This window comes from Pseudomonas sp. PA-5-4B (assembly GCF_021606215.1).
GTDB classification, from domain to species: Bacteria; Pseudomonadota; Gammaproteobacteria; order Pseudomonadales; family Pseudomonadaceae; genus Aquipseudomonas; species Aquipseudomonas edaphica.
Genome location: NZ_WKDB01000001.1, coordinates 43,745 through 68,788 on the forward strand (window position 1 = coordinate 43,745; position 25,044 = coordinate 68,788).

At 60.9% G+C, this 25,044-nt stretch carries 27 protein-coding genes; 15 read left to right on the forward strand and 12 right to left on the reverse strand.

The genetic code is table 11. From position 1 onward, the window contains the following. The first annotated feature begins 6 nt into the window (after positions 1-6). The 7 genes from hflC (at position 7) to cfaB (ending at position 7,251) form a co-directional block, all read left to right on the forward strand. Positions 7-1,002, forward strand: coding sequence for a protease modulator HflC (gene hflC, locus GIW28_RS00185; RefSeq protein ID WP_170037021.1), 996 nt, complete (start codon positions 7-9; stop codon positions 1,000-1,002). Then, complete coding sequence (gene hflK / locus GIW28_RS00190; RefSeq protein ID WP_017135099.1) at positions 999-2,033, forward strand: protease modulator HflK; 1,035 nt, start codon at positions 999-1,001, stop codon at positions 2,031-2,033. Before hflC ends, hflK begins: the two co-directional genes overlap by 4 nt. Beyond that, complete coding sequence (locus tag GIW28_RS00195; protein ID WP_236445617.1) at positions 2,030-3,916, forward strand: cation-translocating P-type ATPase; 1,887 nt, start codon at positions 2,030-2,032, stop codon at positions 3,914-3,916. The genes hflK and GIW28_RS00195 overlap by 4 nt, the downstream gene beginning before the upstream one ends. Before the next feature lie 117 nt (positions 3,917-4,033). Then, positions 4,034-4,288, forward strand: coding sequence for a BufA2 family periplasmic bufferin-type metallophore (gene bufA2 / locus GIW28_RS00200; RefSeq protein ID WP_017135097.1), 255 nt, complete (start codon positions 4,034-4,036; stop codon positions 4,286-4,288). A 66-nt stretch (positions 4,289-4,354) separates the two neighbouring features. Beyond that, positions 4,355-5,200: an MNIO family bufferin maturase gene (bufB, locus tag GIW28_RS00205; protein ID WP_017135096.1), complete on the forward strand. Its 846-nt coding sequence runs from the start codon at positions 4,355-4,357 to the stop codon at positions 5,198-5,200. Then, positions 5,191-5,979, forward strand: coding sequence for an HvfC/BufC N-terminal domain-containing protein (locus GIW28_RS00210; RefSeq protein ID WP_099550217.1), 789 nt, complete (start codon positions 5,191-5,193; stop codon positions 5,977-5,979). Before bufB ends, GIW28_RS00210 begins: the two co-directional genes overlap by 10 nt. Positions 5,980-6,066: 87 nt before the next feature. Continuing rightward, a complete protein-coding gene (cfaB, locus tag GIW28_RS00215) occupies positions 6,067-7,251 on the forward strand; it encodes a C17 cyclopropane fatty acid synthase CfaB (protein ID WP_017135094.1) in 1,185 nt (394 codons plus the stop codon). Between the two features lie 131 nt (positions 7,252-7,382). On the opposite strand, the gene cls is transcribed toward cfaB, so the two are convergent. Then, on the reverse strand, positions 7,383-8,822 hold the full coding sequence (gene cls, locus GIW28_RS00220; protein ID WP_236445615.1) for a cardiolipin synthase: 1,440 nt from the start codon (positions 8,820-8,822) through the stop codon (positions 7,383-7,385). A gap of 130 nt (positions 8,823-8,952) precedes the next feature. On the opposite strand from cls, the gene GIW28_RS00225 reads away from it, so the two are divergent. Beyond that, a complete protein-coding gene (locus tag GIW28_RS00225; RefSeq protein ID WP_017135754.1) occupies positions 8,953-9,474 on the forward strand; it encodes a DUF3617 domain-containing protein in 522 nt (173 codons plus the stop codon). Between the two features lie 231 nt (positions 9,475-9,705). Here the strand turns inward: GIW28_RS00225 and GIW28_RS00230 are convergent, their stop codons facing one another. The 7 genes from GIW28_RS00230 to folE2 are packed head-to-tail and all read right to left on the reverse strand — an operon-like array spanning position 9,706 to position 15,331. Beyond that, the gene (locus tag GIW28_RS00230; RefSeq protein ID WP_017135755.1) at positions 9,706-11,043 is read right to left on the reverse strand and encodes a dihydroorotase; all 1,338 of its coding nucleotides are present in this window, start codon (positions 11,041-11,043) and stop codon (positions 9,706-9,708) included. 3 nt (positions 11,044-11,046) lie between these two features. Beyond that, on the reverse strand, positions 11,047-11,607 hold the full coding sequence (locus tag GIW28_RS00235) for a gamma carbonic anhydrase family protein (RefSeq protein ID WP_017135756.1): 561 nt from the start codon (positions 11,605-11,607) through the stop codon (positions 11,047-11,049). Next, positions 11,604-12,017, reverse strand: a complete 414-nt coding sequence (hisI, locus tag GIW28_RS00240; RefSeq protein ID WP_236445613.1) for a phosphoribosyl-AMP cyclohydrolase — start codon at positions 12,015-12,017, stop codon at positions 11,604-11,606. The genes GIW28_RS00235 and hisI overlap by 4 nt, the downstream gene beginning before the upstream one ends. Next, the gene (locus tag GIW28_RS00245; RefSeq protein WP_017135758.1) at positions 12,014-12,892 is read right to left on the reverse strand and encodes a metal ABC transporter substrate-binding protein; all 879 of its coding nucleotides are present in this window, start codon (positions 12,890-12,892) and stop codon (positions 12,014-12,016) included. The genes hisI and GIW28_RS00245 overlap by 4 nt, the downstream gene beginning before the upstream one ends. An 11-nt stretch (positions 12,893-12,903) precedes the next feature. Then, entirely contained in the window at positions 12,904-13,770 is an 867-nt protein-coding gene (locus GIW28_RS00250; RefSeq protein ID WP_017135759.1) for a metal ABC transporter permease, read from the reverse strand. Beyond that, a complete protein-coding gene (locus GIW28_RS00255) occupies positions 13,770-14,438 on the reverse strand; it encodes a metal ABC transporter ATP-binding protein (protein ID WP_138450735.1) in 669 nt (222 codons plus the stop codon). Before GIW28_RS00255 ends, GIW28_RS00250 begins: the two co-directional genes overlap by 1 nt. After that, positions 14,435-15,331: a GTP cyclohydrolase FolE2 gene (gene folE2 / locus GIW28_RS00260; RefSeq protein ID WP_236445610.1), complete on the reverse strand. Its 897-nt coding sequence runs from the start codon at positions 15,329-15,331 to the stop codon at positions 14,435-14,437. Before folE2 ends, GIW28_RS00255 begins: the two co-directional genes overlap by 4 nt. A gap of 128 nt (positions 15,332-15,459) precedes the next feature. Here folE2 and GIW28_RS00265 point away from each other — a divergent pair, with 128 nt between their 5' ends. Continuing rightward, complete coding sequence (locus tag GIW28_RS00265) at positions 15,460-16,671, forward strand: N-acetylmuramoyl-L-alanine amidase (protein ID WP_099550222.1); 1,212 nt, start codon at positions 15,460-15,462, stop codon at positions 16,669-16,671. Here the strand turns inward: GIW28_RS00265 and GIW28_RS00270 are convergent. Further along, on the reverse strand, positions 16,668-17,036 hold the full coding sequence (locus tag GIW28_RS00270; protein ID WP_236445605.1) for a glutamine synthetase: 369 nt from the start codon (positions 17,034-17,036) through the stop codon (positions 16,668-16,670). The two genes, GIW28_RS00265 and GIW28_RS00270, sit on opposite strands and share 4 nt — an antisense overlap. A 126-nt stretch (positions 17,037-17,162) precedes the next feature. On the opposite strand from GIW28_RS00270, the gene dksA reads away from it, so the two are divergent. Genes dksA through GIW28_RS00290 form a run of 4 tightly spaced genes read left to right on the forward strand, consistent with a single transcriptional unit; the run spans position 17,163 to position 20,449 of the window. Continuing rightward, positions 17,163-17,567 (forward strand): RNA polymerase-binding protein DksA, encoded by a 405-nt coding sequence (gene dksA / locus GIW28_RS00275; protein WP_169987863.1) that lies wholly within the window; start codon positions 17,163-17,165, stop codon positions 17,565-17,567. 27 nt (positions 17,568-17,594) lie between these two features. After that, positions 17,595-18,800: a zinc metallochaperone GTPase ZigA gene (gene zigA, locus GIW28_RS00280; protein WP_017135764.1), complete on the forward strand. Its 1,206-nt coding sequence runs from the start codon at positions 17,595-17,597 to the stop codon at positions 18,798-18,800. Then, positions 18,800-19,444: a DUF1826 domain-containing protein gene (locus GIW28_RS00285; protein ID WP_236445603.1), complete on the forward strand. Its 645-nt coding sequence runs from the start codon at positions 18,800-18,802 to the stop codon at positions 19,442-19,444. The genes zigA and GIW28_RS00285 overlap by 1 nt, the downstream gene beginning before the upstream one ends. Before the next feature lie 42 nt (positions 19,445-19,486). Then, entirely contained in the window at positions 19,487-20,449 is a 963-nt protein-coding gene (locus tag GIW28_RS00290) for a CobW family GTP-binding protein (protein ID WP_236445601.1), read from the forward strand. On the opposite strand, the gene GIW28_RS00295 is transcribed toward GIW28_RS00290, so the two are convergent. Next, entirely contained in the window at positions 20,443-20,838 is a 396-nt protein-coding gene (locus GIW28_RS00295) for a DUF3301 domain-containing protein (RefSeq protein WP_017135767.1), read from the reverse strand. The two genes, GIW28_RS00290 and GIW28_RS00295, sit on opposite strands and share 7 nt — an antisense overlap. A 117-nt stretch (positions 20,839-20,955) precedes the next feature. On the opposite strand from GIW28_RS00295, the gene pdxY reads away from it, so the two are divergent. Then, positions 20,956-21,828, forward strand: a complete 873-nt coding sequence (gene pdxY, locus GIW28_RS00300) for a pyridoxal kinase PdxY (RefSeq protein ID WP_017135768.1) — start codon at positions 20,956-20,958, stop codon at positions 21,826-21,828. A gap of 130 nt (positions 21,829-21,958) precedes the next feature. Here pdxY and GIW28_RS00305 read toward each other — a convergent pair whose 3' ends face one another. Then, positions 21,959-22,444: an acyl-CoA thioesterase gene (locus tag GIW28_RS00305; RefSeq protein ID WP_017135769.1), complete on the reverse strand. Its 486-nt coding sequence runs from the start codon at positions 22,442-22,444 to the stop codon at positions 21,959-21,961. Between the two features lie 292 nt (positions 22,445-22,736). Here GIW28_RS00305 and GIW28_RS00310 point away from each other — a divergent pair, with 292 nt between their 5' ends. Further along, positions 22,737-24,500, forward strand: coding sequence for a cation:proton antiporter (locus GIW28_RS00310; protein ID WP_236445598.1), 1,764 nt, complete (start codon positions 22,737-22,739; stop codon positions 24,498-24,500). A 43-nt stretch (positions 24,501-24,543) separates the two neighbouring features. Here GIW28_RS00310 and GIW28_RS00315 read toward each other — a convergent pair whose 3' ends face one another. After that, the gene (locus GIW28_RS00315) at positions 24,544-24,951 is read right to left on the reverse strand and encodes an SMI1/KNR4 family protein (RefSeq protein ID WP_017135771.1); all 408 of its coding nucleotides are present in this window, start codon (positions 24,949-24,951) and stop codon (positions 24,544-24,546) included. Positions 24,952-25,044 lie beyond the last annotated feature (93 nt).

A 25,044-nucleotide genomic window follows, 5' to 3' on the forward strand; every position in this document is an offset into this window, starting at 1 on the left:
GTCTGTCTGTTGAGCGCTCATTCTCACGATCACGGTCATCACCATCATCATGGCCACCACCATCACCATCATGGCGACGAACAGGCTGCTGGCCCATTCCCATGGCGGCGCATGGCCTGGGCGGTATTGCTGGTGTTGTTTGCCGTTGCTGCGGCGAGCCTGGTGCAGGTGCGCTCCGGTGAAGCCACGGTGATTACCCGCTTCGGCAACCCGGCGCGGGTACTGCTGGAGCCGGGCCTGGGCTGGCGCTGGCCGGCGCCGTTCGAAGCGGCGATCCCGGTGGACTTGCGCCTGCGCACCACCTCCAGCGGTTTGCAGGATGTGGGCACCCGCGATGGCCTGCGCATCATCGTGCAGGCCTACGTGGCGTGGCAGGTGCAAGGCGATGCCGACAATGTGCAGCGCTTTATGCGTGCGGTGCAGAACCAGCCTGATGAAGCGGCGCGGCAGATTCGCACCTTCGTCGGCTCGGCGCTGGAAACCACCGCTGCCAGCTTCGACCTGTCCAGCCTGATCAACACCGATGCCAGCCAGGTGCGCATTGCTGATTTTGAAGCACAGCTGCGCCAACAGATTGATCAACAATTGCTCACTACCTATGGCGTGCGCGTGGCGCAAGTGGGTGTCGAGCGCCTGACGTTGCCTTCCGTCACCCTGACCGCCACCGTCGACCGCATGCGTGCCGAGCGAGAAACCATCGCCACTGAACGCACCGCCGTGGGCAAGCGTGAAGCGGCGCAGATTCGCTCCGCTGCCGAGCGTGATGCGCGCATCGTGCAAGCCGATGCCACGGTGAAAGCCGCTGATATCGAAGCCCAGTCGCGGGTTGAGGCAGCGCAGATTTACGGGCGTGCCTATGCAGGCAACCCGCAGCTGTACAACCTGCTGCGTTCGCTCGATACCTTGGGCACGGTGGTCACGCCGGGCACCAAGATCATCCTGCGCACCGATGCTGCGCCGTTCCGTGCATTGGTAGACGGGCCTAAGGACGTTCAACCATGACCGAGCGTGACGGCCCGGACAGCCCGTGGATCCAGGCCGGGCGTCTGACCTTCCTGGCGTTGTACGCGGTGACGGTATTGGCGGCGTTGGCCTGGGCGTTTTCGAATGTGCGCCAGATCGACCCGCAGAACCGCGCCGTGGTGTTGCACTTCGGCGCGCTTGACCGCATCCAGAACGCCGGGCTTTTGCTTGCGTGGCCGCAGCCCTTCGAGCAAGTGGTGCTGTTGCCGGCGGCGGACCGTGTGATCGAGCGGCGAGTGGAGAACTTGTTGCGCTCCGAGGCGGCGATCCAGGCCGACCGCGTGGCCAGTTTTGCCACGCCCTTGAGTGACGCGCTGGCTGGCTCCGGTTATTTGCTGACGGGCGATGCCGGCGTGGTGCAGTTGGATGTGCGGGTGTTTTATAAGGTCACCGAGCCTTACGCGTTTGTGTTGCAGGGCGAGCATGTGCTGCCGGCCCTGGATCGGCTGGTGACGCGCAGCGCGGTGGCCCTGACCGCCGCGCGCGACCTGGACACGATTCTGGTGGCGCGCCCTGAACTGATCGGCACCGACAACGGTGCCGCCGAGCGCCGTGAGCGCCTGCGCGGTGATCTGGTGCAAGGCATCAATAAACGCCTGGCGGAGCTGGCTTCGACGGGGTTGGGCTTGGGCATCGAAGTCACCCGCGTCGACGTGCAATCAAGTCTGCCAGGCCCGGCCGTCAATGCTTTTAACGCCGTGCTGACGGCCAGCCAGCAGGCCGACAAAGCCGTGGCCAATGCGCGCACCGAAGCGGAAAAACTCACCCAGACCGCCAACCAGGAAGCCGATCGGCTGGTGCAGGTTGCCCACGCCCAGGCCAGCGAACGCTTGGCCAACGCCCAGGCGCAAACCGCGACCGTCGCCAGCCTGGCTCAAGTCAAAGACCCTGGCTTGTTGCTGCGTCTTTATCGCGAGCGCTTGCCGAAGATTCTGGGCCAGGCAGGTTCTGTGACCACCGTCGACCCTAAAGACGACTCCCGCTTGATCATTCAGGGAGCCGAGCAATGAGCGCACCCATGTTGACCTCCGCCGAGCAGCGCAGCGCTGCCCGGCAATTGACCCTGGCCATGCTGGCTCTGGGTTTACTTGTGCTCGGCCTGGTTTGGCGCTGGCTCGCGCCGGACCAGACGGGCGTCAGCCAATTACTGCTCGGCGTCGCGTCCTTGCTGGTGGCCGTGCCGGTGATGCGCTCGGCCTGGTACAGCCTGCGTTACCCCAGCCTGCATGGCATCACCGACCAATTGATCGCCCTGGCGATGCTGGGTGCCTGGGCCTCCGGTGATCTGCTGACCGCCGCGTTGTTGCCGATCATCATGATCTTCGGCCATGTGCTGGAAGAGCGCAGCGTGATCGGCTCTCAGGAAGCGATTCACGCCCTGGGCAAACTGACCCGCAGCCATGCGCGGTTGGTGCAGGCCGATGGCAGCATTATTGAAGTGGATAACGGCACGCTGAACACCGGCGACATTGTCGAAGTGCGCGCCGGTGATCGCGTGCCCGCCGACGGCGTGGTGCTGTCGGGCCAGGCGAGCCTGGACACGGCGCCTATCACCGGTGAGTCGGTGCCGCTGGAAGCGAGCGTCGGTGTGCAGGTGTTTGGCGGTGCGATCAACCTGGATGGGTTGCTGCGCTTGCAGGTGACCCGCACCGGCGATGAATCGACCTTGGGCAAGGTCATCGCCCTGATGCAAAACGCTGAACGCTCCAAGCCACCGATCACGCGGCTGCTGGAGCGTTACGCCGGTAGCTATATGGTGCTGGTATTGCTGCTGGCGGCGGTGACCTGGTTTGTCACCAATGACGCTCAGGCAATGTTGGCGGTGTTGGTGGCGGCGTGCCCGTGTGCCCTGGTGTTGTCGGCGCCGGCCACTGCGATTGCCGGGATTGCGGTGGCGGCGCGCCATGGGATTTTGATTCGCAGCTCGGCGTTTCTGGAGGAGTTGGCGGACCTGACCTCGTTGGTGGTCGACAAGACCGGCACGCTCACCTTCGGCACGCTGCGTTTGCAGTCCATTGAAACCACAGCGCCGGATCGGCAGGTGTTGTTGAATCTTGCCGCCAGCCTGGGTTCGGCCAGCAGTCACCCGGTCAGCCGTGCGCTGGCCGGTTTGGCCACGCAAGAGCAAATGCTGGTGCTGACGGATATTCACGAACGCCAGGGGCTTGGCGTCGTGGCGCAAACCGGGCAGGGCGAGGCGGCGCTGGGGCGACCGGAGTTGTTCGAGCAGTTGGGTATTGTCACGACGACAGTCCCGAACCATGACGGCCCGATTGCCGGGCTGGCCTTGAACGGGCAGTTCCTGGCCTGGCTGTTGCTGGCGGACAGCGTCAAGCCGGAAGCACGCCAAGCGCTGCAAGAGCTGCGCGACCTCGGTTTGGGCCGTCAACTATTGCTGACCGGCGACCGTCAAAGTGTCGCCGACAGCCTGGCGCTCGACGTAGGCATCAGCGACGTCGAAGCGCAGGCCTTGCCGGAAGATAAGCTCAACCGCGTGCTGGGGGAAATTGGCAGCGGTTTCCGGCCGATGGTCGTCGGTGATGGCATTAACGATTCCCTGGCGCTCAAGGCGGGTGTGGTCGGTGTCGCCATGGGCGCCGGCGGGGCGGACATCGCCCTGGCATCGGCGGACGTGGTGTTGATCGGCAGCGATCTGCGTCGCCTTGGCACCTGTGTGCGCTTGAGCCGCCAGTGCCGACATACGTTGCAGGTCAACGTGATCATCGGCCTCGGCTGGACGCTGGCCATCGTGGTGTTTGCTGCTTTTGGCTGGCTGGGCGCAGCAGGCGCAATGATCGCGGCGGTGTTGCATAACCTCAGCACCCTGCTGGTATTGGGTAATGCCGGGCGTTTGCTACGCTTCCAGGAGCCGCTTTTGAAGCTGGATGAATAATTTTCAGAAATATTTGCACACAGCTGTAACGCCAGTGATGGACCTCACTCTAGTGGTATGTCGAGACTGAACAATCCGTTCAGACCGATTCCACTACCGATCATGAGGAATACAAAAATGAACTTTAAATCCGCTGCTGCTGGTGCCGCCCTCGCAATGGCCGCCGCTACCATGTTTGCTGGTGTTGTCACTCAGGCTCAAGCCGCTGACACCGCTGTGCACTGCTACGGCATCAACGCTTGCAAAGGCCAGAACGATTGCAAAACCAAGGACCACGCTTGCAAAGGTCAAGGTTCGTGCAAAGGTCAGGGCTTCAAGGCTATGGCCAGCGCAGACGCTTGCACCAAGGCTGGTGGCAAAGTCGGCGAATAACCGGCAACGGGTGCAACCGCAGCGGACGCCCCCCGCCGCTGCGGGCACTTTGCCCAGGAGTGTGTGATGTCCGCTTCCCTTACAAGTCTGGGTTACGGCCTGGGTTTACGCAGTGAGTACTACCAGCAGATCCTTGAACAGTCGCCGGCCGTGGATTGGTTCGAAGTGATCTCCGAGAATTATCTGGTCCAGGGCGGTAAAGCCTTGTACTACCTGGACGCGATAGCCGAGCGTTATCCCCTGGTGATGCACGGTGTGTCCCTGTCCATCGGTGGGCCGCATGCCCTCGATAGCGATTACCTGAAACAAATCAAACAACTTGCCGAGCGCATTCAGCCCGCGTGGATCTCCGATCACCTGTGCTGGAGCCGCGGCAGTGCCCATCAGTTGCACGATTTGCTGCCGCTGCCTTACACCGAAGAAAGCCTTTACCACGTGGCTGCCCGCGTGCGCCAAGTGCAGGATGTGTTGCAGCGCCCATTGGTACTGGAAAACGTCTCCAGCTATGTGCGCTCCAAGGCCGATGAATTTACCGAGTGGGAATTCCTCAATGCCCTGGCCCATCTGACCGGGTGCCAGCTGCTGCTGGACGTGAACAACGTGTATGTCAGCTCGCGCAACCACGGGTTTGATGCCTGGACCTTTATCCGTAGTTTGCCGCCCGAGAGTATCCGCCAGCTGCATTTGGCCGGGCATATGGACTACGGCGACTATGTGGTCGATACCCATGACCATCCAGTGTGCGACCCGGTTTGGGCGCTTTATCAGCAGACGCTTGAGCATCTGGGGCCGGTGTCGACCTTGCTGGAACGCGATGACCATTTCCCACCGTTCGAAGAACTGCTCACCGAGTTGAGCAAGGCCCGTGAACTGGGCGCGACCGCCTTGGCCCGGAGGTCGTTATGCGCTTGACCGATTGGCAGTTGGCTTTTGAGCAGCACTTGTTATCTGAAGACTCAGCCGCCAACAGCGGCTTCGCCGCGACCTTGCTGGGTGGGCCGACCCTGGATGTGGACACGGGCCTGGCGATTTATCACAACGCCTACCTGTCGCGCTTGCAGGAAGTACTGCGCCATGACTTCGGTGCCATTTGGTATTGGCTCGGCGATGATGAGTTCGCATTACTGACAGAAGCCTATTTGCGCCGATATCCCTCCGCCCATTACAGCCTGCGTTGGCTGGGGGAGCGGTTCCCGGCGTTTATCGTTGAGCACCTGGTGGCTGAGCAGAGCGCGCCGCTGGCTGAGCTGGCGCGGTTGGAATGGGCGTTTACCCTGGCGTTTGATGCCCCGCAGGGTGAGCCGCTGGCCCTTGCTGATATGGCGCAATTGGCGCCTGAAGATTGGCCTGGGTTGCAGGTGAACCTGGCACCTTCGGTGCAGCAGATGCTGTGTCACTTCAATACCGTGGCAATCTGGCGGGCGAGCAAGGATGAGTCGGACTTTCCCGACAGCCACGCGTTGGAGCTGGCGCAGATTTGCCTGGTATGGCGCCACCAGAACGTATGCCATTACCGCAGCCTGGAGCCAGCGGAAGCCAGTGCCTTGGCGGGAATGGTGACCACCGGCTGGAATTTTTCAGAACTGTGCGAAGCGCTGGTAGTCACTTATGCAGAGGGTGCGCCACTGCAGGCGGTGACATGGCTGAAACAGTGGATTCAGGACGGTTTGCTCGAGCGCCGAGCCCCATAGAAGAAGGCTATTAAATCGATAGCCTCCTACTTTGTCTTCTGATGGTCTACCCTCATTCCAGACGTCTGAAACAAGGGGGGACTACTCATGCTCGCGCAACTTCCACCGGCCTTACAGAATCTTCAGCTACCGCTGCGTCTTCGACTCTGGGACGGCCATGAATTCAACTTGGGCCCCGAGCCCAGTGTGACCATCGTGGTGAAGGACCCCACGGTCGTGTCCAAGCTGACTCATCCAACGCTCGATGCTTTGGGCGAAGCCTTCGTCGAGGGCAAGTTGGAACTGGAAGGCTCCATCTCCGAGGTTATCCGGGTATGTGACGAGTTGAGTCACGCCCTGATCGATGACGACGAGGGGAGTCATCCGGTGCGCTCGATCCACGACAAGGCTACAGACGCAGCGGCTATTTCCTACCATTACGACCTGTCCAACGAGTTCTACCAGCTATGGCTGGACCAGGACATGGCGTATTCCTGCGGGTATTTCGAAACCGGCAGCGAATCCATCGACCAGGCCCAACAAGATAAATTTCGCCATCTGTGCCGCAAGTTGCGGCTGCAGCCGGGTGAGTATTTGCTCGATGTAGGCTGTGGCTGGGGCGGCCTGGCGCGGTTTGCGGCGCGCGAGTTCGGAGTCAAAGTGTTTGGCATTACCTTGAGCAAGGAGCAGCTGGCGCTGGCTCGGGAACGGGTTAAGGCTGAAGGGCTGGAAGATCAGGTCGACCTGCAACTGCTCGACTATCGCGACCTGCCGCAAGACGGTCGCTTCGACAAAGTAGTGAGCGTGGGCATGTTCGAGCACGTCGGCCACGCCAACCTGGCGGAGTATTGCAAGACGCTGTTTGGCGCGGTACGCGAAGGCGGCCTGGTGATGAACCACGGCATCACCGCCAAGCACACCGACGGTCGACCTGTGGGGCGTGGCGCCGGGGAGTTTATCGAGCGTTACGTATTCCCCAACGGCGAGCTGCCGCACCTGGCGATGATGACTGCCGAAATCAGCGAAGTCGGGCTGGAGGTGGTCGACGTCGAAAGCCTGCGCCTGCACTACGCGCGCACCCTGGACCACTGGAGCGAGCGCCTGGAAGACAACCTCGAAGCGGCGGCGAAGATGGTGCCGGAGCAGGCATTGCGGATCTGGCGGCTGTACCTGGCCGGTTGCGCGTATGCGTTTGCGCGGGGCTGGATCAATTTGCATCAGATATTGGCGGTGAAGCCTCACGCCGATGGCAGCCATGAACTGCCGTGGACGCGGGAAGATATTTACCGCTGATTCAGACGCACTGAAGATCTAAAACTGTGGGAGCTGGCTTGCCTGCGATGGCGGTGTATCAGGACTGGCTAGTTGCCTGACACACCGCCATCGCAGGCAAGCCAGCTCCCACAGTTGTATGGTGTTGTTGCTTAGAGGATGGGTGAAATAAGCCGCGCCACCCGCATGCCCAGCTGTTGCAGGCGCCGAGTCTCGCGGCTTTCTTCCTGGCTGACTTCATGGGCAAGGGCGAAGTCGTCCAGCAGCATCTGCTCGACCTCGCTGGCAAACGCCTCGTCCACCGTCAGCAACATCACTTCAAAATTCAGCCGGAACGAACGGTTGTCCATGTTCGCACTGCCGATGGCGCTGATTTCGCTGTCCACCAACACGACTTTTTGATGCAGAAAGCCTGGCTTGTAGCGGAACACCCGCACCCCAGCGCGTACCGCTTCGATCGCATAAAGGCTGGACGCGGCGTAGACGATGCGGTGATCGGGGCGCGACGGCAGCAGCAAGCGCACGTCAACACCGCGCAGCACGGCCAGGCGCAAGGCCGAGAACACGGCTTCATCGGGGACGAAATACGGGCTGGTGATCCACACGCGCTCGGTGGCCGCATGAATGGCTTCGACAAAAAACAGCGAACACGTTTCATACGGATCAGCCGGGCCGCTGGCGAGTAATTGGCAGAGCACGCCGTCTTCGGGGTAAGTGTCCGGCAAAATCAGCGGTGGCAATTCGCGCGCCGCCCAGAACCAGTCTTCGGCAAACGACTCCTGCAGGCACGCCACCACTGGGCCGGTGACCTGCACATGGGTGTCGCGCCACGGTGCCAGCGGCGGCTTTTTGCCCAGGTATTCATCGCCGACGTTGTGCCCGCCGACAAAGCCGGTAATGCCGTCCACCACCACGATTTTGCGATGGTTGCGAAAGTTGACCTGGAAACGGTTGAGCCAGCCGCTGCGGGTGGCGAACGCCTTGACCTTTACCCCGGCGTCGCGCAGCGATTGCACATAACGGTGGGGCAGGGCGTGGCTGCCGATGCGGTCGTAGAGCACGTGAATGTCTACACCTTCGGCAGCTCTTTCCTTCAGCAGTGCATGCAGCTGTCTGCCAAGCTCGTCGTCATGAATGATGAAAAACTGGAACAGCACCGCAGTTTTGGCATTGCGAATGGCCTCGAAAATCGCGCTGAACGTGGCTTCACCATTGATCAGCAAACGCACTTCATTATTGGCCAGGCACGGCATGCGTCCCAGTTTGGGCATGGCGCGCAAGGAACCGTAGGCGCTGGAGTTGCGCGCGGCCAGGGCTTCATCGACCCATGGGCGCCAGTTCAGCTCGGTGATGGCGGTGTGCATTTCCTGGTTGGCCTGCCGACGTGCCTGGATGTATGCGTCGAAGGTGCTGCGGCCGAAGATCAGGTACGGGATCAGCGTCAGGTAAGGCATGAACATCAGCGACAAGGCCCAGGCGATCGAGCCTTGGGCGGTCCTGACCGTCAGTACCGCGTGGATCGCGGCCAGCGTCCCGAGAAAGTGCAGCGTGGCAATGAAGTAGGCGAGCAGGTGCGGGCCAAAAAAATCCATGAACGACATCACTCCAGGCAATCGAGTGCCTAACAGACCATGTTCCACGGCGAATGTCGCTATTTTATTTGCCGTGCAACACTGGCGGCTTTGCGGCGTCTAACGCCCACAATTACCCAGGAGTTACCCGATGAATGCTCGTCTGCTTGGTTTGGCCATGGTTGTTGGATTGACGCTGCCCGTGGCGGCTCAGGCGCAGATGCTGGCGCCGGGCTTGTGGGAATTGACCACCAGCAATATGAAAGTCGATAACCAGGATTTGCCGGACCTGTCGCTGATCCTCGGTCAGCTCAAGCAACAGATGACCCCGGAGCAGCGTGCGATGCTGGAAAAACAGGGCATCACCATGGCCGGTAAAGGCGTGCAGGTATGCCTGACGCCTGCCCAGGTCGCCTCGGATTCGATCCCGCTGACCGACCCGCAATCGGGCTGCAAACAGGAAGTGACCGACAAGACCGGCAACCAATGGAAATTCCGTTTCAGTTGCCCGAAAGCCCAGGGCACTGGCGTTGCAACCTTCCAAAGCCAACAGGAATTCACTACCAAGGTAAACGGTACTTTCAATGCCACCGGCGTCCAGCAGAAGGGCAGTCTGGACACCCACGCCCAGTGGCTGGGCAACGATTGCGGTACGGTAAAACCCCGCGCTTAAGCTGTGGGAGTTGGCTTGATCGCAGCACAGGTGCACAACTATTGAAGGTTGCCACCTTCTCTGTGGCGAGGGAGCTCGCTCCCGCTGGGCCGCGAAGAGGCCCCTGCTCTTTGCTTTAAAAGCATGGGACTGCTGCGCAGTCCAACGGGAGCAAGCTCCCTCGCCACAGGTTACTTTTTACCCTTCAGCCTTCTTGACTGAATGGTATTAGGGCAAGCCCGCTGGCGTCGGTCAGCGCAGAAAATGCAAGGGCAAGCCCTGGCAGCTGTCGACCACCTGGCCGTTGTGCCACGCCAGGTGGCCAGACACCAGCGTGGTGCTCACGCTGTGGCGAAAGCTGCGTTCGGCGAAGGGTGTCCAGCCACAGCGGGCGAGGATCGGCTGGCTGCTCACCGGTTTGCCTTCGGGCTCGGGTTTGATCAGCACCAGGTCGGCCCAATAGCCTTCACGCAAGTAACCACGGTCCGGGATGGCGAATAAATCGGCCACCCGGTGACTGGTTTTTGCCACCAGCGTGGCCAGGGGTAAATGCCCGTCGATGACCAATTCCAATAACGCCGGCAACGCGTGCTGCACCAGCGGCAACCCGGACGGCGCTTCACGATAGCCCAACTGTTTTTGCGCCCAGGTATGCGGCGCATGGTCAGTGCCAATCACATCCAGACGATCACTCAACAAGGCCAGGCGCAACGCGTCGCGGTCGGCGCGGGTCTTGATCGCCGGGTTGCATTTAATCTGGTGGCCGAGGCGATGGTAGTCGCGGTCATCGAACAGCAGGTGGTGCAGGCAGACTTCGGCAGTGATGCGCTTTTCGGCCAAGGGTTTGTCTTCGAACAATGCCAGTTCGCGGGCACTGGTCAGGTGCAGCACATGCAGGCGCGTGCCATGGCGCTTAGCCAATTCCACGGCAAGGGACGACGAGCGATAACAGGCTTCGGCATCGCGGATCAGCGGGTGGGCGACCGCAGGGATGTGCTCGCCGAAACGCTCGCGCAGGCGTTGCTCATTGGCCAGGATGCTCGGCGTGTGTTCGCAGTGGGCGAGCAGGATGGTCGGCACTTGCGCAAACAGCCGCTCCAGAATCCGTGGGTCGTCCACCAGCATATTGCCGGTGGAGGCGCCCATGAACACTTTGACCCCGGCCACTTCACGCGGGTCGAGGGCGGCGACGACGTCGAGGTTGTCGTTGCTCACGCCAAAGTGAAAGCCGTAGTTGGCGACCGAATGCAGCGCAGCGCGACGCTTTTTATCGGCCAGTGCTTCCAGATTCAGCGTGGCCGGGTTGGTGTTGGGCATATCCATGAAGCTGGTGATGCCACCGGCCACTGCCGCGCGGGATTCGCTGTAGAAACTGCCTTTGTCCGGCGCGCCAGGTTCGCGAAAGTGTACCTGGTCGTCGATCATGCCCGGCAGCAGCCATTGGCCTTGGGCGTCGATTTCCACTGGCTCGTTGTAGCCTTCAAGGCTGCCGGCAATCTTCTCGATGCGGCCATTGGCGACCAGCACATCGGCGTCGAATTCCTGGCCTTCATTGACGAGGCGGGCGTTGCGGATCAGCAGGCGGCTCATGGTTCAGAACTCGTTTTGCAGGGCTTTGTAACCACGTACCAGGTCGACGTTGGTACGCGCGACGTCTTCGGAAAACTCCGAGGCGCTGACGCTCACCGGCGGGAATTGCGACAAGTCGGTATTGGGGCCGATGCGGGTGGTGGAGGGCACGTAGAAGGCGGCGGGCAAGTCGCGCCCATCGACCACCGAGTTGTGGCGCACCACACAGCCATCGCCGACGGCGCAGTTGAACAGCACGCTGTTGAAGCCGATGAAAACGCGGTCGCCCACGGTGCACGGGCCGTGGACGATGGAGCGATGCGCGATAGACGTAAACTCGCCAATCGTCACCGCCGCGCCGGACTTGGAGTGGATCACCACGCCGTCCTGGATATTGGAATTGGCGCCGATGGTGATCGGGTCCATGTCGCCGGTGGCGTCGACTTCGTCGGCGCGGATCACGGCGTAGGGGCCGACGAACACGTTCTCGCCGATGATGACCTTGCCGCAGATGATCGCGGTCTTGTCGACGTAGGCCGACTCGGCAATCACCGGCAGGTCGCCGGAGGGGTTTTTGCGGATCATGCAACAGGCTCCGTAATAATGTGAACGTGGTCGCCCACAATGGCGTTGTAGAAACAGGTCGGCCGCCCGGTGTGACAGGCCGGGCCTAGCTGGTCGACGATCAGCAGCACGGCGTCGCCGTCGCAATCCAGGCGCGCCTCAATCAACTGTTGCCAGTGGCCGGAGCTTTCGCCTTTGCGCCACAGTCGCTGGCGCGAGCGTGACCAGTAGCAGACGTGCCCGCTGGCCAGGGTTTCGATGAGCGCCTGGCGATTCATCCAGGCCAGCATCAGCACATCGCCGCTGCCGTGTTGCTGGGCGATGGCTGCGATCAGGCCATCGCTGTTCCACGGCAGGGCGTCGAGCACGGGTTCGAGTGGAAAGCGGCTGCCAAGGGCAGCCTCTTCCAGGTCGAGCATGCTCAGGGTCATGGCTTGCTCAGGGCGGCGCACAGGGTGTTGAGGTTGTACTCGAACAGCCCGGTGAAGGTGCTGGCCGGGCCTTCGGCGGCGAGGGCGTCGGAGTACAGCGTGCCGCCGATTTGCGCGCCGCTTTCGTCAGCGATCTGCTTGAGCAGGCGCGAGTCCTTGATGTTTTCCATGAACACGGCTTTGACCTTGTCCTTGCGGATCTGGGTGATCAGCGCAGCGACTTCGGCGGCCGAAGGTTCGCGTTCGGTCGACAGACCTTGTGGTGCCAGGAACTGAATGCCATAGGCCTGGCCCAGGTAACCAAAGGCGTCATGGGAGGTGACGATGCGACGGTTGCCGGCTGGCAGCGCGCCGAACTTGGTCTTGGCTTCGGCCAGCAAGCGGTAGATCTGTTTCAGGTAGGCCTGGCTGTTGCTCAGGTAGTCAGCCTTGTTGGCTGGGTCGGCCGCCACCAGTGCCTTGGTGATGTTGTTCACATAGATTTCGGCGTTGGCCAGGTTGTGCCAGGCGTGCGGGTCCGGGATGGTTTCGCCGTCTTCTTCCATGGTGTGGGAGATCACGCCTTTGCTGGCGGTGACCACAGTAGCTTTGGTTTCGGTACTGGTGACCAGGCGGTCCAGCCAGGGTTCGAAGCCCAGGCCGTTCTTGATGATGACCTTGGCCTTGAGCAGGGCTTTGGCATCGTCCGGCGTCGGCTCATAGGTGTGGGCGTCGGAGTCGGGGCCGACCATGTTGCTGATCTGGATGTGGTCGCCACCGATCTGATGAGTGATGTCATCGAGAATGCTGAAGCTGGTGACTACTTGGAGTTTGTCGGCGGCCTGGGCCATCGACAAGGGCAGCAGAAGACTGAACAGCACGAGTAAAGCGCGCATCGGGAAACACCTCATTGGGATGTAAGAGAGGGCGGGCGGCGCAGCAAGCCGTGCACCGGGCCGAAAACCACGGACAGCAGATACCCGCCGCCAGCCACCAGCACGATGGCCGGGCCGCTGGGCAGTGAGTAGTAGAACGACAGCAGCAAACCAAGCCACACCGACAGGCATCCCAGCACCGCCGATACCGCAATCAACACCGGCAGGCGCCGGCTCCAGAAGCGTGAAGCAATCGCCGGCAACATCATCAAACCCACCACCATCAACGCGCCGATAGCCTGGAAGCCGATCACCAGGTTCAGCACCACCAGGGTCAGGAATAACCCGTGGGCGAGTGGGCCGAGGCGGCTGACGGTTTGCAGGAACAGCGGGTCGAGGGTGTCCAGCAGCAGCGGTTTGTAGATCAATCCCATGGCGATCAGGCTGAAACCCGAGACCCAGAGCATGCCGGTGAGGGTGGTTTCATCCACCGCCAGGGCGGAGCCGAACAGCAGGTGCAAGAGGTCCAGGCGCTTGCCGGCGATGCCCAGGATCAGCACACCCGCGGCGAGCGAAATGGGGTAGATGGCCGCGAGGCTGGCATCTTCACGCAGGCCGGTGCGGCGGGTGATCCACGCCGACAATCCGGCCATGCTCAGCCCAGCGCCGAGGCCACCGATGGTCAGCGCCGGCAGGCTGATGCCGGCGAACCAGAAGCCGAGTGCGGCGCCGGGCAGGATGCCGTGGGCAACGGCGTCGCCGATCAGGCTCATGCGCCGCAGAATCAAAAACACACCCAGCGGCGCGGTGCTGCAGGCAAGCACCAACCCTCCAATCAGGGCACGGCGCATGAAAACGAAATCTTGAAAGGGCATCCACAGGTGGGCGGCGAAGTGCATCAGGCCACCTGCATGTGAGGTTGCGGGCGGATCAGTTCTTTACTGGGGCCAAATACGCAGCCAGAGCTTTTGATTTGCACTACTTGCTGAGTGTGGTGGCGCACGGAGGCAAGGTCATGACAAACGATCACCACCGTGCGGCCTTCATCGTGCCAGGCGTGCACATGGTTCCAGCACAGCGCCTGGCCTTCTTCGTCGAGGGCGGCGTGGGGCTCGTCGAGCAGCAATACTGGCGCTTCAGCCAGGCTCATGCGCGCCAGCAGTGCACGTTGCAGTTCGCCGCCAGACAACGCCATCAACGGTCGATGTTCCAGGCCGGTGAGGCACCAGTCTTCCAGCACTGCGTGCAGACGCTGGCTGCGTTGTTCCGGGCTGAGTTTGGTGCCCCAGAATCCGGCGGCCACCAACTCTTGCAGGCTGATCGGAAACTGCCGGTCCAGGTGTTGCTGCTGTGGCAGGAACGACAAGCCGCCACGACGTGGAACATCCACGCTGACGTTGCCCGCCAACGGCTTTTGCAGCCCAGCGATGACTTTGAGCAGGCTGCTCTTGCCCGTGCCGTTGGCGCCAATGATGCCGGTGAGGCTGCCTTTTTCCAGGCGCAGATCCAGCGCAGGGGTGAGTGGTTGCCCGGGGGCGCCCCAGCGCAAAGCGTTGCAGGTGATCATGCAGAGTCTCTCGTCCAGCGGCTTTCAGCCACGGCATCGTGCGCGTGCAGGCTTTCGGCGTGGATCACTTTCAGGTGGAAGGCTTTGACAGCATCCGAGCGTTTCAAGGCGAGGTTCAGGCGGCGGGCGGCGTCTTCGCAGAACATCAGGTTCTGCCCATTGGCCAAGGCGAAGGCTTGTTCGTCCGCCCGTTTTACAGCGGTTTGCACGGCGGTGCCGAGGGCGGCTTCGACGGTGTCGATCAGGTCTGTGAGCGGCAGCGTGTTCTGGCTGGCGTCCAGTTGGATCGACAGTTGGGCGCTGCTGCGCTGGCTGTGGGGCGTGGCCACGATGCCGTTGGCGCTGCCGAGCCAGGTCAATACGTCTTCGTGCTGCACCGGCTTGTTGGCGAAGTCCTGAAGAAATTGCTGCTGAATCAACTGCCTGGCGAGCGCAGCTGAGCATGGGCAGGTTGAGGAATAAGTAACGTCAATTTTTAGTTCCACGTGGAACATCTGGTTTTCCAGACGCGCTTCGATGCACACCGGGTAGCCTTTCCAACCGGCCAGCGGGCTGACCAAGGCCGGGCGTTTGAGTAACAAATCCGTGTGAATACGCAAGTAGGCGTTCTTAGATAATCCTTCATGACTCTCGAGAAAACGCTGCAGTACATTACGCAGAAGTGCAGGTGTAAGAAGCTGCTGGTCGAGCATTTCCAAAGCCAGGTACAGGCGCGACATATGAATGCCACGGGCCTCGCCATCGTCCAGGCTTACGCCAGCATCGGCGGTGGCAGCCAGGCGTTGGCCGTCGATGAGGATTGGCAGGGCGATGCCGCACATGCCCACCCAGTCGAGTGGCAAGGCTTGCCGTGATGCCTGCGCGGCGATATCCGGCAGAGTCAGCGCGTTCATGAGGAGGTCCATCGTTGGAAATAAAAAGACATGTTATATTATAACTATTAAGTCGACGATGATTTTTCTGTTCCAGTCTTTCTTCAGTCATGTCGAGCAGGGACGCTCCTTTATTTGCGGTGTTTTTCATGCACAGACGTCAGCTTCTCAATCTGCTGCTGGTCAGCCCTCTGTTCACCTTTCCATTGGGGGCGTTCGCCACACAGATTCGTAATGCGCGCTTGTGGCGCTCCGACGACAAACTGCGGCTGGTGTTCGACCTCAGCGGCCCGGTGCAGTACAAGACCTTCTCCCTGACGTCGCCGGAGCGCGTGATCATCGACTTGAGCGGCGCCGGGCTCAGTGGTGATTTTTCGCAGTTGGCGCTGAAGGACAGTGGGATTACTTCGATTCGTTCGGGGCATTTCGGCAAGAGCGATACGCGCATCGTGCTGGACCTGGCCTCGCCGATGCAGCTCAACAGCTTTTTATTGCCGCCACAGGATGGTCAAGGCCATCGCCTGGTACTCGACCTGACCAACGCCACCCACGCGCCGCGCCAGATTGCTGCGCAGCCGGCGCCGCTGGTGGCTCCAGTAGATAAAGCGCACCCCAAGCGCGACATCATCGTGGTGGTCGACCCTGGCCACGGCGGCAAAGACCCTGGCGCCATCGGCTCCAAGGGCCAGCGCGAAAAGGATGTGGTGCTGTCCATCGCCCAACTGCTGGCCAAACGCTTGAAGCGCGAGAAGGGCTTTGACGTGAAGCTGGTGCGCAACGACGACTTCTTCGTGCCGCTGCGCAAGCGCGTGGACATCGCCCGTCAGCACAAGGCCGATATGTTTATCTCGGTGCATGCCGACGCCGCGCCGCGCCTCACCGCCTCCGGGGCTTCGGTGTATGCGTTGTCGGAAGGCGGTGCCACCTCCGCCACCGCGCGCTTCATGGCGCAGCGCGAAAACGGCGCCGACCTGTTGGGCGCCACGACATTGCTCAACCTCAAGGACAAGGATCCGATGCTCGCCGGGGTAATTCTCGATATGTCGATGAACGCCACCATCGCCTCCAGCCTGCAACTGGGCAGCTCGGTGTTGGGCAGCCTGCAAAGCATCACCACGTTGCACCAGAAGCGCGTGGAGCAAGCCGGGTTTGCGGTGCTCAAATCACCTGACGTGCCGTCGATCCTGGTGGAAACCGGGTTTATCTCCAACACTCGGGACGCCCAGCGGCTGGTGACGGCGCGTCATCAACAAGCCGTGGCGGATGGCCTGTTCGACGGCCTGAAAAAATACTTCGAGAAGAACCCGCCGATGAACAGCTACATGGCCTGGGTTCAGGAACAGAAGAGCGGCCAGGTCTAACAGCCGGCTATACGGCTGCACGTGAACTTGGCGCTGGCGCCACCCGAACTGGAAAACCGGTTGATGGTGGTCCAGCCCACGCGGCGCGTGTAGCCGACCCACGCCTCACCATCGGACGCCAACCCGGTAAAGAATGTCAGCTGCCCATAGCGGCTACTGGTTTGTGCCCAATAGCGTTTGCCGATCACTTCAAAACCGCGCAAATACGTGGTGCTGCCAACCGTCGCCACGCTGTAGGCATTGCCCAGCGGGTCTACGCAGGCCAGCAAATTAGCGCTGCGCGTGCAGCTCGCCAGCAGGCTCGGCGTTTGCGCGCAGGCAGATCCTGTCACGCCCAATAACAGGGCATACACCAGGTATTTCATAGTGCCTCTCGGGCAAGAAAGTGTTCCAGCATTGCGCCCTTCGTCGTGGTGAGCAAGCGGGGATTGGCTTATTTGTGTTGTTATACTATAACATTAAAAAACAGCCTGACCCGTGAACCGCTTCCCATGACTGAACAAGAGCTCCTGGCCCAACTGCCCGCCGATTACATGAATGACGCTCAGCAAGGCTTCTTCCGAGCGCTGCTGCTGACGCAGCGCTACGAACTGCAGGCGCGTATCGAGGCTGAATTCCTGGTGCTGCGCGAGCAGGAAACCAACAGCGACCTGGCCGATATCGGCAGCGCCGAAGAGCAGCGCCAGTGGCAGCTGCGCCTGCTGGAGCGTGAAAAAAAGCTCTTGGACAAGATCGACGATGCCCTCGAACTGCTGGCCCGCGGCGAATATGGCTGGTGTCGCGAAACCGGCGAGCCCATCGGCCTGCAACGCCTGCTGCTGCGCCCCACTGCCACCCTGTCTATCGAAGCCAAAGAACGTGAAGAGCTGCGCGAACGCCATAAACGGGCGATTTGACCGGCCAACCCTGATGAGGATTACCTGATGACTAATCGCCTTCCCGTTACCGTGCTGTCCGGCTTTCTCGGCGCTGGTAAAAGCACGCTGCTCAACTACGTTCTGCGCAACCGCGAAAACCTGCGGGTGGCGGTGATCGTCAACGACATGAGTGAAATCAATATCGACGGCAGCGAGGTGCAGCGCGACGTCACGCTGAATCGCTCCGAAGAAAAACTGGTGGAGATGAGCAACGGCTGCATCTGCTGCACCTTGCGTGAAGACTTGCTGGAAGAAGTCACAAAGCTCGCCAAGGAAGGGCGCTTCGATTACCTGTTGATCGAGTCCACCGGCATTTCCGAGCCGCTGCCCGTGGCCGAAACCTTCACGTTCCGTGATGAAAACGAGCAAAGCCTGGCCGATATCGCACGCCTGGACACCATGGTCACCGTGGTCGACGGCATGAATTTCCTGCTCGATTACCAAGCTGCCGAAAGCCTCGCTTCCCGGGGTGAAACCCTGGGCGAAGACGACGAGCGCTCCATCACCGATTTGCTCATCGAGCAGATCGAATTCGCCGACGTGATCCTGATCAGCAAGATCGACCTGATCAGTAGCCGCGAACGCGAGGAGTTGATGGCCATCCTTGAGCGCCTCAATGCCCAGGCGGAAATCATCCCGATGGTGATGGGCGAAGTGCCGCTGAACAAGATCCTCAACACCGGCCGGTTCGACTTCGAACGCGCAGCGCAAGCGCCGGGCTGGTTGCAGGAGTTGCGCGGTGAGCACGTGCCGGAAACCGAAGAATATGGCATCGCCTCCACCGCTTACCGCGCGCGTCGCCCGTTTCATCCGCAGCGTTTCTTCGACTTTATCGATCGCCCGTGGGTGAACGGCAAACTGCTGCGCTCCAAGGGCTTTTTCTGGCTGGCGAGCAAGCATCAGGATGCCGGCAGTTGGTCCCAGGCCGGTGGCTTGATGCGCCATGGTTTTGCCGGGCGCTGGTGGCGTTTTGTGCCGAAAAGCCAGTGGCCGCAAGACGAAGAAAGCGTAGCGGCGATCATGGGCAACTGGCAATTGAGCACCGGCGACTGCCGCCAGGAACTGGTGTTTATCGGGCAAAACATCGACTTCGCCCAGATGCGCGCCGAGCTGGACGCGTGCTTGCTTAACGATGAAGAAATGGCCCAGGGCGTCGAAGGCTGGCGCCAGTTGGCCGACCCCTTTGGCCCTTGGTATGAGCAGGTAGCCTGATGCTGGCCCCGGCAATTCCCTTACGCCCGGTGATCCGGCAGACCCGGGGTGAAACGCCGCTGGCGCTGTCGGACATCCTCGAAAACGACGTCAACCTGGCGCTGTGGCAGCGCCAGTTGCCCCTGCATATCGCCGAATTTGGCGCCTTGCTGGTGGCGCTCAATGAGCCGTTGGCGGATTCCTTGGTGATTGAGCTCGACAATGAGGAGGCTGTGCCCGATTTGCAGGGTTTGGCCTCCAGTTGCCGTGATCTTGAAGGTTACGAAGGCTTTATCGCCGATGTGTCCTGGCTGGTCAGCGCGTTTGCTTGCCTGCTGGGTGCCAAGAGGATTGGCGTGCGTTTGCGGCTGTTGGACAAGGCCATGTGCCCGCGTTTTCACGTCGACCATGTGCCGGTTCGACTGATCACCACCTACGCCGGCATCGGCAGCCAGTGGCTGCGCGAAGGCGTGATGGACCGGCGTAAACTCAGCCAGCCCGACGCGGAACCTACCGAGCGTATCGAGCAGGTCCACTGCGGTGAAGTGGCTTTGCTCAAGGGCACAAAATGGCACGGCAACGAGAACCATGGCTTGATCCATCGCTCACCCGCGCTCAAGGCCGACGAGCGCCGGTTGATCCTGACGCTGGATTGGCTCGCATAACCGCGTAGGATCAAGCGCTCTACCCGGCCTGAATGAAGCCCCATGCTGCAGAACATTCCTACCCACGTGATTGCCGGGCCTTTGGGCGCCGGCAAGACCAGCCTGATCAAACACCTGTTGGCCCAACGCCCGGCCAACGAGCGCTGGGCCGTGTTGATCAATGAGTTCGGGCAAATCGGCCTGGACGCTGCCTTGCTAACACAGGACGACGACGGCATTGCGCTGGGCGAAGTGGCCGGAGGCTGTTTGTGCTGTGTGAATGGTGCACCGTTCCAGGTAGGGCTTGGCCGCCTGTTGCGTAAGGCCAAGCCGGATCGGCTGTTTATCGAGCCCTCGGGCCTGGGGCATCCGGCGCAGTTGCTCAAGCAGTTGCGCGAGGCGCCATGGCAGGGCGTGCTCGCGGTTCAGCCGTGTGTGTTGGTATTGGATGCCCAAGCATTGGCAGCGGGCAAAGCATTGCCGCAAGCGCAGCAGGAAGCGCTGGCCAGCGCCGGTTTGTTGGTGTTGAACAAAGATGAATCGTTGGATGCCTCACAGCGCCAGGCCATAGAACAGCAACTGCCTGCTTGCCCGATTTACTGGACACGCCAGGCGCAGTTGCCGCTCAAGCAATTGCCCGGCCTGGATGCACAGGCTGGCGCAGCTGTGGATAACTTCGAGGTGCCCAAAGGTGTGGTACAGATGCCGGCCGTCTGGGTTGATCCTGCGTTGCCCATTTGCCTGAGCCAGGCCCAGGAAGGTGGCTGGAGTATCGGTTGGCGCTGGCATCCGAGCCAGTCGTTCGACATTGCGCGCCTGCACAGCTGGCTTTCTGGCCTTGAATGGCGCCGTGCCAAGCTGGTTATCCACAGCGGCGATACCTGGGTGTCCGCTAACGCTGTGGATAATGGTCCACTCGCCTGGCAACCCAGCGAGTGGCGCCGCGATTCACGTGTTGAATTGATCTTCAGCCAGCCACAGGACGTGGCTGGGCTACAGAGTACGCTGGCCGCGTGCCGTCAGTGACGGGTCTTGCTGGCGTGGTCCTGGCGCCATTGGCTCAGCTCGATGACTTCGGCGCTGGGCTGCGGTGTCTTGATCTCGAACGGGTAGGGCGCCAATTCGATCTGCGCGCTGTGGGCGCCAAACTGAGTGATAGTCCCGGGGTGGCGGGCTTCGCCGGTCACGGTGAACTCAAAGTTGTAAATGCGTGCCAGACGCCGTCGACCATTGGCATCTTTCACAAAACCTATGCGTTTTAACGCCACTGCGCCGTCGAGCAGTTCGATATCCAGTTTGGCGCAATGCTGCTTGACCCGCTCCAGCGCCCGTTCACGCAGGCCGTGGTTGTGCCACACCCAGGCGGCACCGGTCGCCAACAGCATCAACACGAAGATATTTCCCAGGGTCAGCATGCGATGAACTCCAACAAAGTGAGAGCAGCTTAACTGTGTCTCTGGTCTGTCGTACAGGCTGGGTTTAGTCGCATACTGCGCGGCCAGAATTCAAACGGCTTTACGGAAATCTCCCGCATGAAACGCACACCTCATCTGCTTGCGATCCAGTCTCATGTGGTCTTTGGCCACGCCGGAAACAGCGCCGCCGTGTTCCCCATGCAGCGGGTCGGGGTGAACGTCTGGCCGCTGAACACGGTGCAGTTCTCCAATCACACTCAGTATGGCCAGTGGGCGGGCGAAGTGCTGGCGCCGCAGCAAATTCCGGCGTTGGTAGAAGGCATTGCCGCGATTGGCGAGTTGGGCAACTGCGATGCGGTACTGTCCGGCTACTTGGGCAGTGCCGACCAGGGCCGAGCGATTCTTACCGGCGTGGCCCGTATCAAGGCCATCAACCCCAAGGCCCTGTACCTGTGCGACCCAGTCATGGGCCATCCGGAAAAAGGCTGCATCGTGCCCCAGGAAGTCAGCGATTTCCTGCTGGACGAGGCGGCGGCCATGGCGGATTTCCTGTGCCCCAACCAACTGGAGCTGGACAGCTTCGCCGGGCGCAAGCCGCAATCGCTGTTCGATTGCCTGGCGATGGCCAAGGCGCTGCTGGCCCGTGGGCCGAAGGCGGTATTGGTCAAACACTTGGATTATCCGGGCAAGCTGCCGGAGGGTTTCGAGATGCTGCTGGTCACAGCAGACGGCAGCTGGCACTTACGCCGGCCGTTGCTGGCGTTCCCGCGTCAGCCGGTGGGCGTGGGCGACCTGACGTCGGGGTTATTCCTGGCGCGTGTGCTGTTGGGTGACAGCCTGTTGGCGGCCTTCGAATTCACCGCCGCAGCGGTGCATGAAGTGCTGCTGGAAACCCAGGCCTGCGCCAGTTACGAGCTGGAGCTGGTACGGGCTCAGGATCGTATCGCGCATCCTCGCGTACGCTTTGAGGCAACACCCATCGGCCTGTAAGCACACAAAACCCAATGTGGGAGCTGGCTTGCCTGCGATAGCGGTGTGTCAGGCGACAAAGATGTCGACTGTCAGGCCCTCATCGCAGGCAAGCCAGCTCCCACATTCGATTGGGTTTACAGCTCGGGATTTATGGCCCGTCTGCCTTGATTTCCCGATAACGCTTCTCCAGCTCCTGACGAATCTGCCGACGCTGCTGCGCCTGCACAAAGCGGCGCTTGTCTTCGCTGTTCTGTGGCTGCAGCGGCGGTACGGCGGCGGGTTTGCGCTGGTCGTCCACGGCCACCATGGTGAAGAAGCAGCTGTTGGTATGGCGCACCGAGCGCTCGCGGATGTTTTCGGTCACCACCTTGATGCCCACTTCCATCGATGTGTTGCCGGTGTAGTTGACCGAGGCCAGGAAGGTCACCAGCTCGCCGACATGGATCGGCTCGCGAAAAATCACCTGGTCGACCGACAGCGTGACCACATAACGGCCCGCGTAACGGCTCGCGCAGGCGTAGGCCACTTCGTCGAGGTATTTGAGCAGGGTGCCGCCGTGCACATTGCCTGAGAAGTTGGCCATGTCAGGGGTCATCAATACCGTCATCGACAGCTGGGCGTTTCCGGGTTCCATAGCACACTCACGGGTTGTAGGCATTGGTTGGGGGACACCTCTACGGGTGCTGGAATCTTTACAGCGCTCTCCCTAACGGGACGCCAGTGGGCGGCTTGCCGTCACGCGAACGCCGATCTGTTTCCATATATTGCACCGGCTTTCTGCCGGAAGTCGTGGTGTTAACCTTCAAAAGCCCATCCCAGGGCATTTCTTACGATCAAGGCAGACTTTTCCTTCCGCGCTTAGCGACTGTTCAAGGGCGCGTGTGGAAGTGGGAAAAGCGCCAGTACCCCTCAAGGAGCCCCTCGCCATGCACGCCATCAGCTTTATCCAGGACTTGGCCGTGATCATGCTGGTGGCAGGGGTTGTCACCATCCTGTTCCACCGCCTCAAGCAGCCGGTGGTGCTGGGGTATATCGTCGCGGGGTTCATCATTGGCCCTCACACGCCGCCGTTCGGCCTGATCCACGACGAAGACACCATCAAGACCCTGGCTGAGCTGGGGGTGATCTTCCTGATGTTCTGCCTGGGCCTGGAGTTCAGCCTGCGCAAGTTGTTCAAGGTCGGCGCCACGGCGTTTATCGCGGCCTTCCTGGAAATCATCCTGATGATCTGGATCGGCTACGAGATCGGCCGCTGGTTCGACTGGAACACCATGGACTCGCTGTTCCTCGGCGCGATCCTGGCGATTTCCTCGACCACCATCATCGTCAAGGCGCTCAATGACCTGAAGATGAAGAACCAGCGTTTTGCCCAACTGATTTTTGGCGTGCTGATCGTCGAGGACATCCTGGGCATCGGCATCATCGCCTTGCTGTCGAGCATCGCCGTCAGCGGCACGGTGAGTTCCGGTGAGGTGTTCTCTACGGTTGGCAAGCTGTCGCTGTTCATGATCGTGGCGTTGGTCATCGGCATTTTGCTGGTGCCGCGCCTGTTGGCCTATGTGGCCAAGTTTGAAAGTAACGAGATGCTGCTGATCACCGTGTTGGGCCTGTGTTTCGGCTTTTGCCTGCTGGTGGTCAAACTCGAATACAGCATGGTGCTGGGCGCGTTCTTGATCGGCGCGATCATGGCCGAATCTCGCCAGTTGATTAAAATTGAACGCCTGATCGAACCGGTTCGCGACATGTTCAGCGCGATCTTCTTTGTCGCCATCGGCTTGATGATCGACCCGCAGATCCTGCTGCAGTACGCCTGGCCCATCGCGGTGATTACCGTGGCAGTAGTGCTGGGCAAGATGCTGTCCTGCGGCCTGGGGGCGTTTATTGCCGGCAATGATGGCCGTACCTCACTGCGTGTAGGTATGGGGCTGTCACAGATTGGCGAGTTTTCCTTCATCATCGCCGCGCTGGGGATGACCTTGCAGGTGACCAGTGACTTCCTCTATCCGGTGGCGGTGGCGGTTTCGGCGATCACCACGCTGCTCACGCCGTACCTGATTCGCGGCGCTGACCCATTGTCGTTGAAGATTGCCGCGGTAATGCCCAAGCGCATGAGCCGGGTGTTCGGCCTGTATGGCGAATGGTTGCGCAGTATTCAGCCTCAAGGTGAGGGCGCGATGCTGGCGTCGATGATTCGCAAGATCATCCTGCAAGTGGGCGTGAACCTGGCACTGGTGATCGCGATCTTCTTTGCCGGCAGCTTCTTCGCGGCGCGCATTGGCGGGTACCTGGAAGGCTGGATCAGTGATCCGAGCTGGCAGAAGGCATTGATCTGGGGTGGGGCGTTGCTGCTGTCGCTGCCGTTTCTGATTGCGGCGTACCGCAAGCTCAAGGCGCTGTCGATGTTGCTGGCGGAGATGAGTGTGAAACCGGAGATGGCCGGGCGGCATACCCAGCGTGTGCGACGGGTGATCGCAGAGGTGATCCCGATCCTGTCGCTGCTGGTGATCTTCCTGCTATTGGCAGCCTTGTCGGCGAGTATTTTGCCGACCAACAAGTTGCTGGTGCTGATTGCCGTGGTCACGGCGGCGGTGGCGGCGGTGCTCTGGCGGTGGTTCATCCGCGTGCATACGCGGATGCAGGTCGCCTTGCTGGAGACCCTGGATAACCACAAAGATACGCCAGAGCACTGACGTCATTGTGGCGAGGGAGCAAGCACCCTCGCCACAAAAAGCGTCAGCTTTCCAGCCAGACGTCCCGCGCCCAGTGCCACACCGATTCCCAGGTTTCTTCGGTGACCAGTTCTTCTTCGCCGGACCACAGCACCACGGTGCCGTCCTCTTCGACGCAGTAGTAGTCATCGCCGTCCTGGCAGATCGGGATCATGCTGCGGTCAACACCGGCGTCCCAGGCGTTGGCGGCAACGTCCGGCAGGTAGGTGTGGGACTGCGGGTCGGTGACGGTCACCGGTTCCAGGCTGCCGTACACCACGTCGCTGACGGTCAGCAGGAATTCACGGAATACAAACGGGATGTCGATGAACAGTTGTTCTTCGATTTCCACAATCTGGTCTTCGTCAGGCAGCTCCAGAGGAACCGGGACCGGTTCGTTGGCTTCACGCAATTGTTCGATGATTTCTTCCACGGCCGGGATCCTCTTGCTAGTTGGCGCGGTTAATAGGGCGTTTTATACAGTAGCTCGCTATAAGTGCAACCGCGAAATAGAAAACCCCGGAAC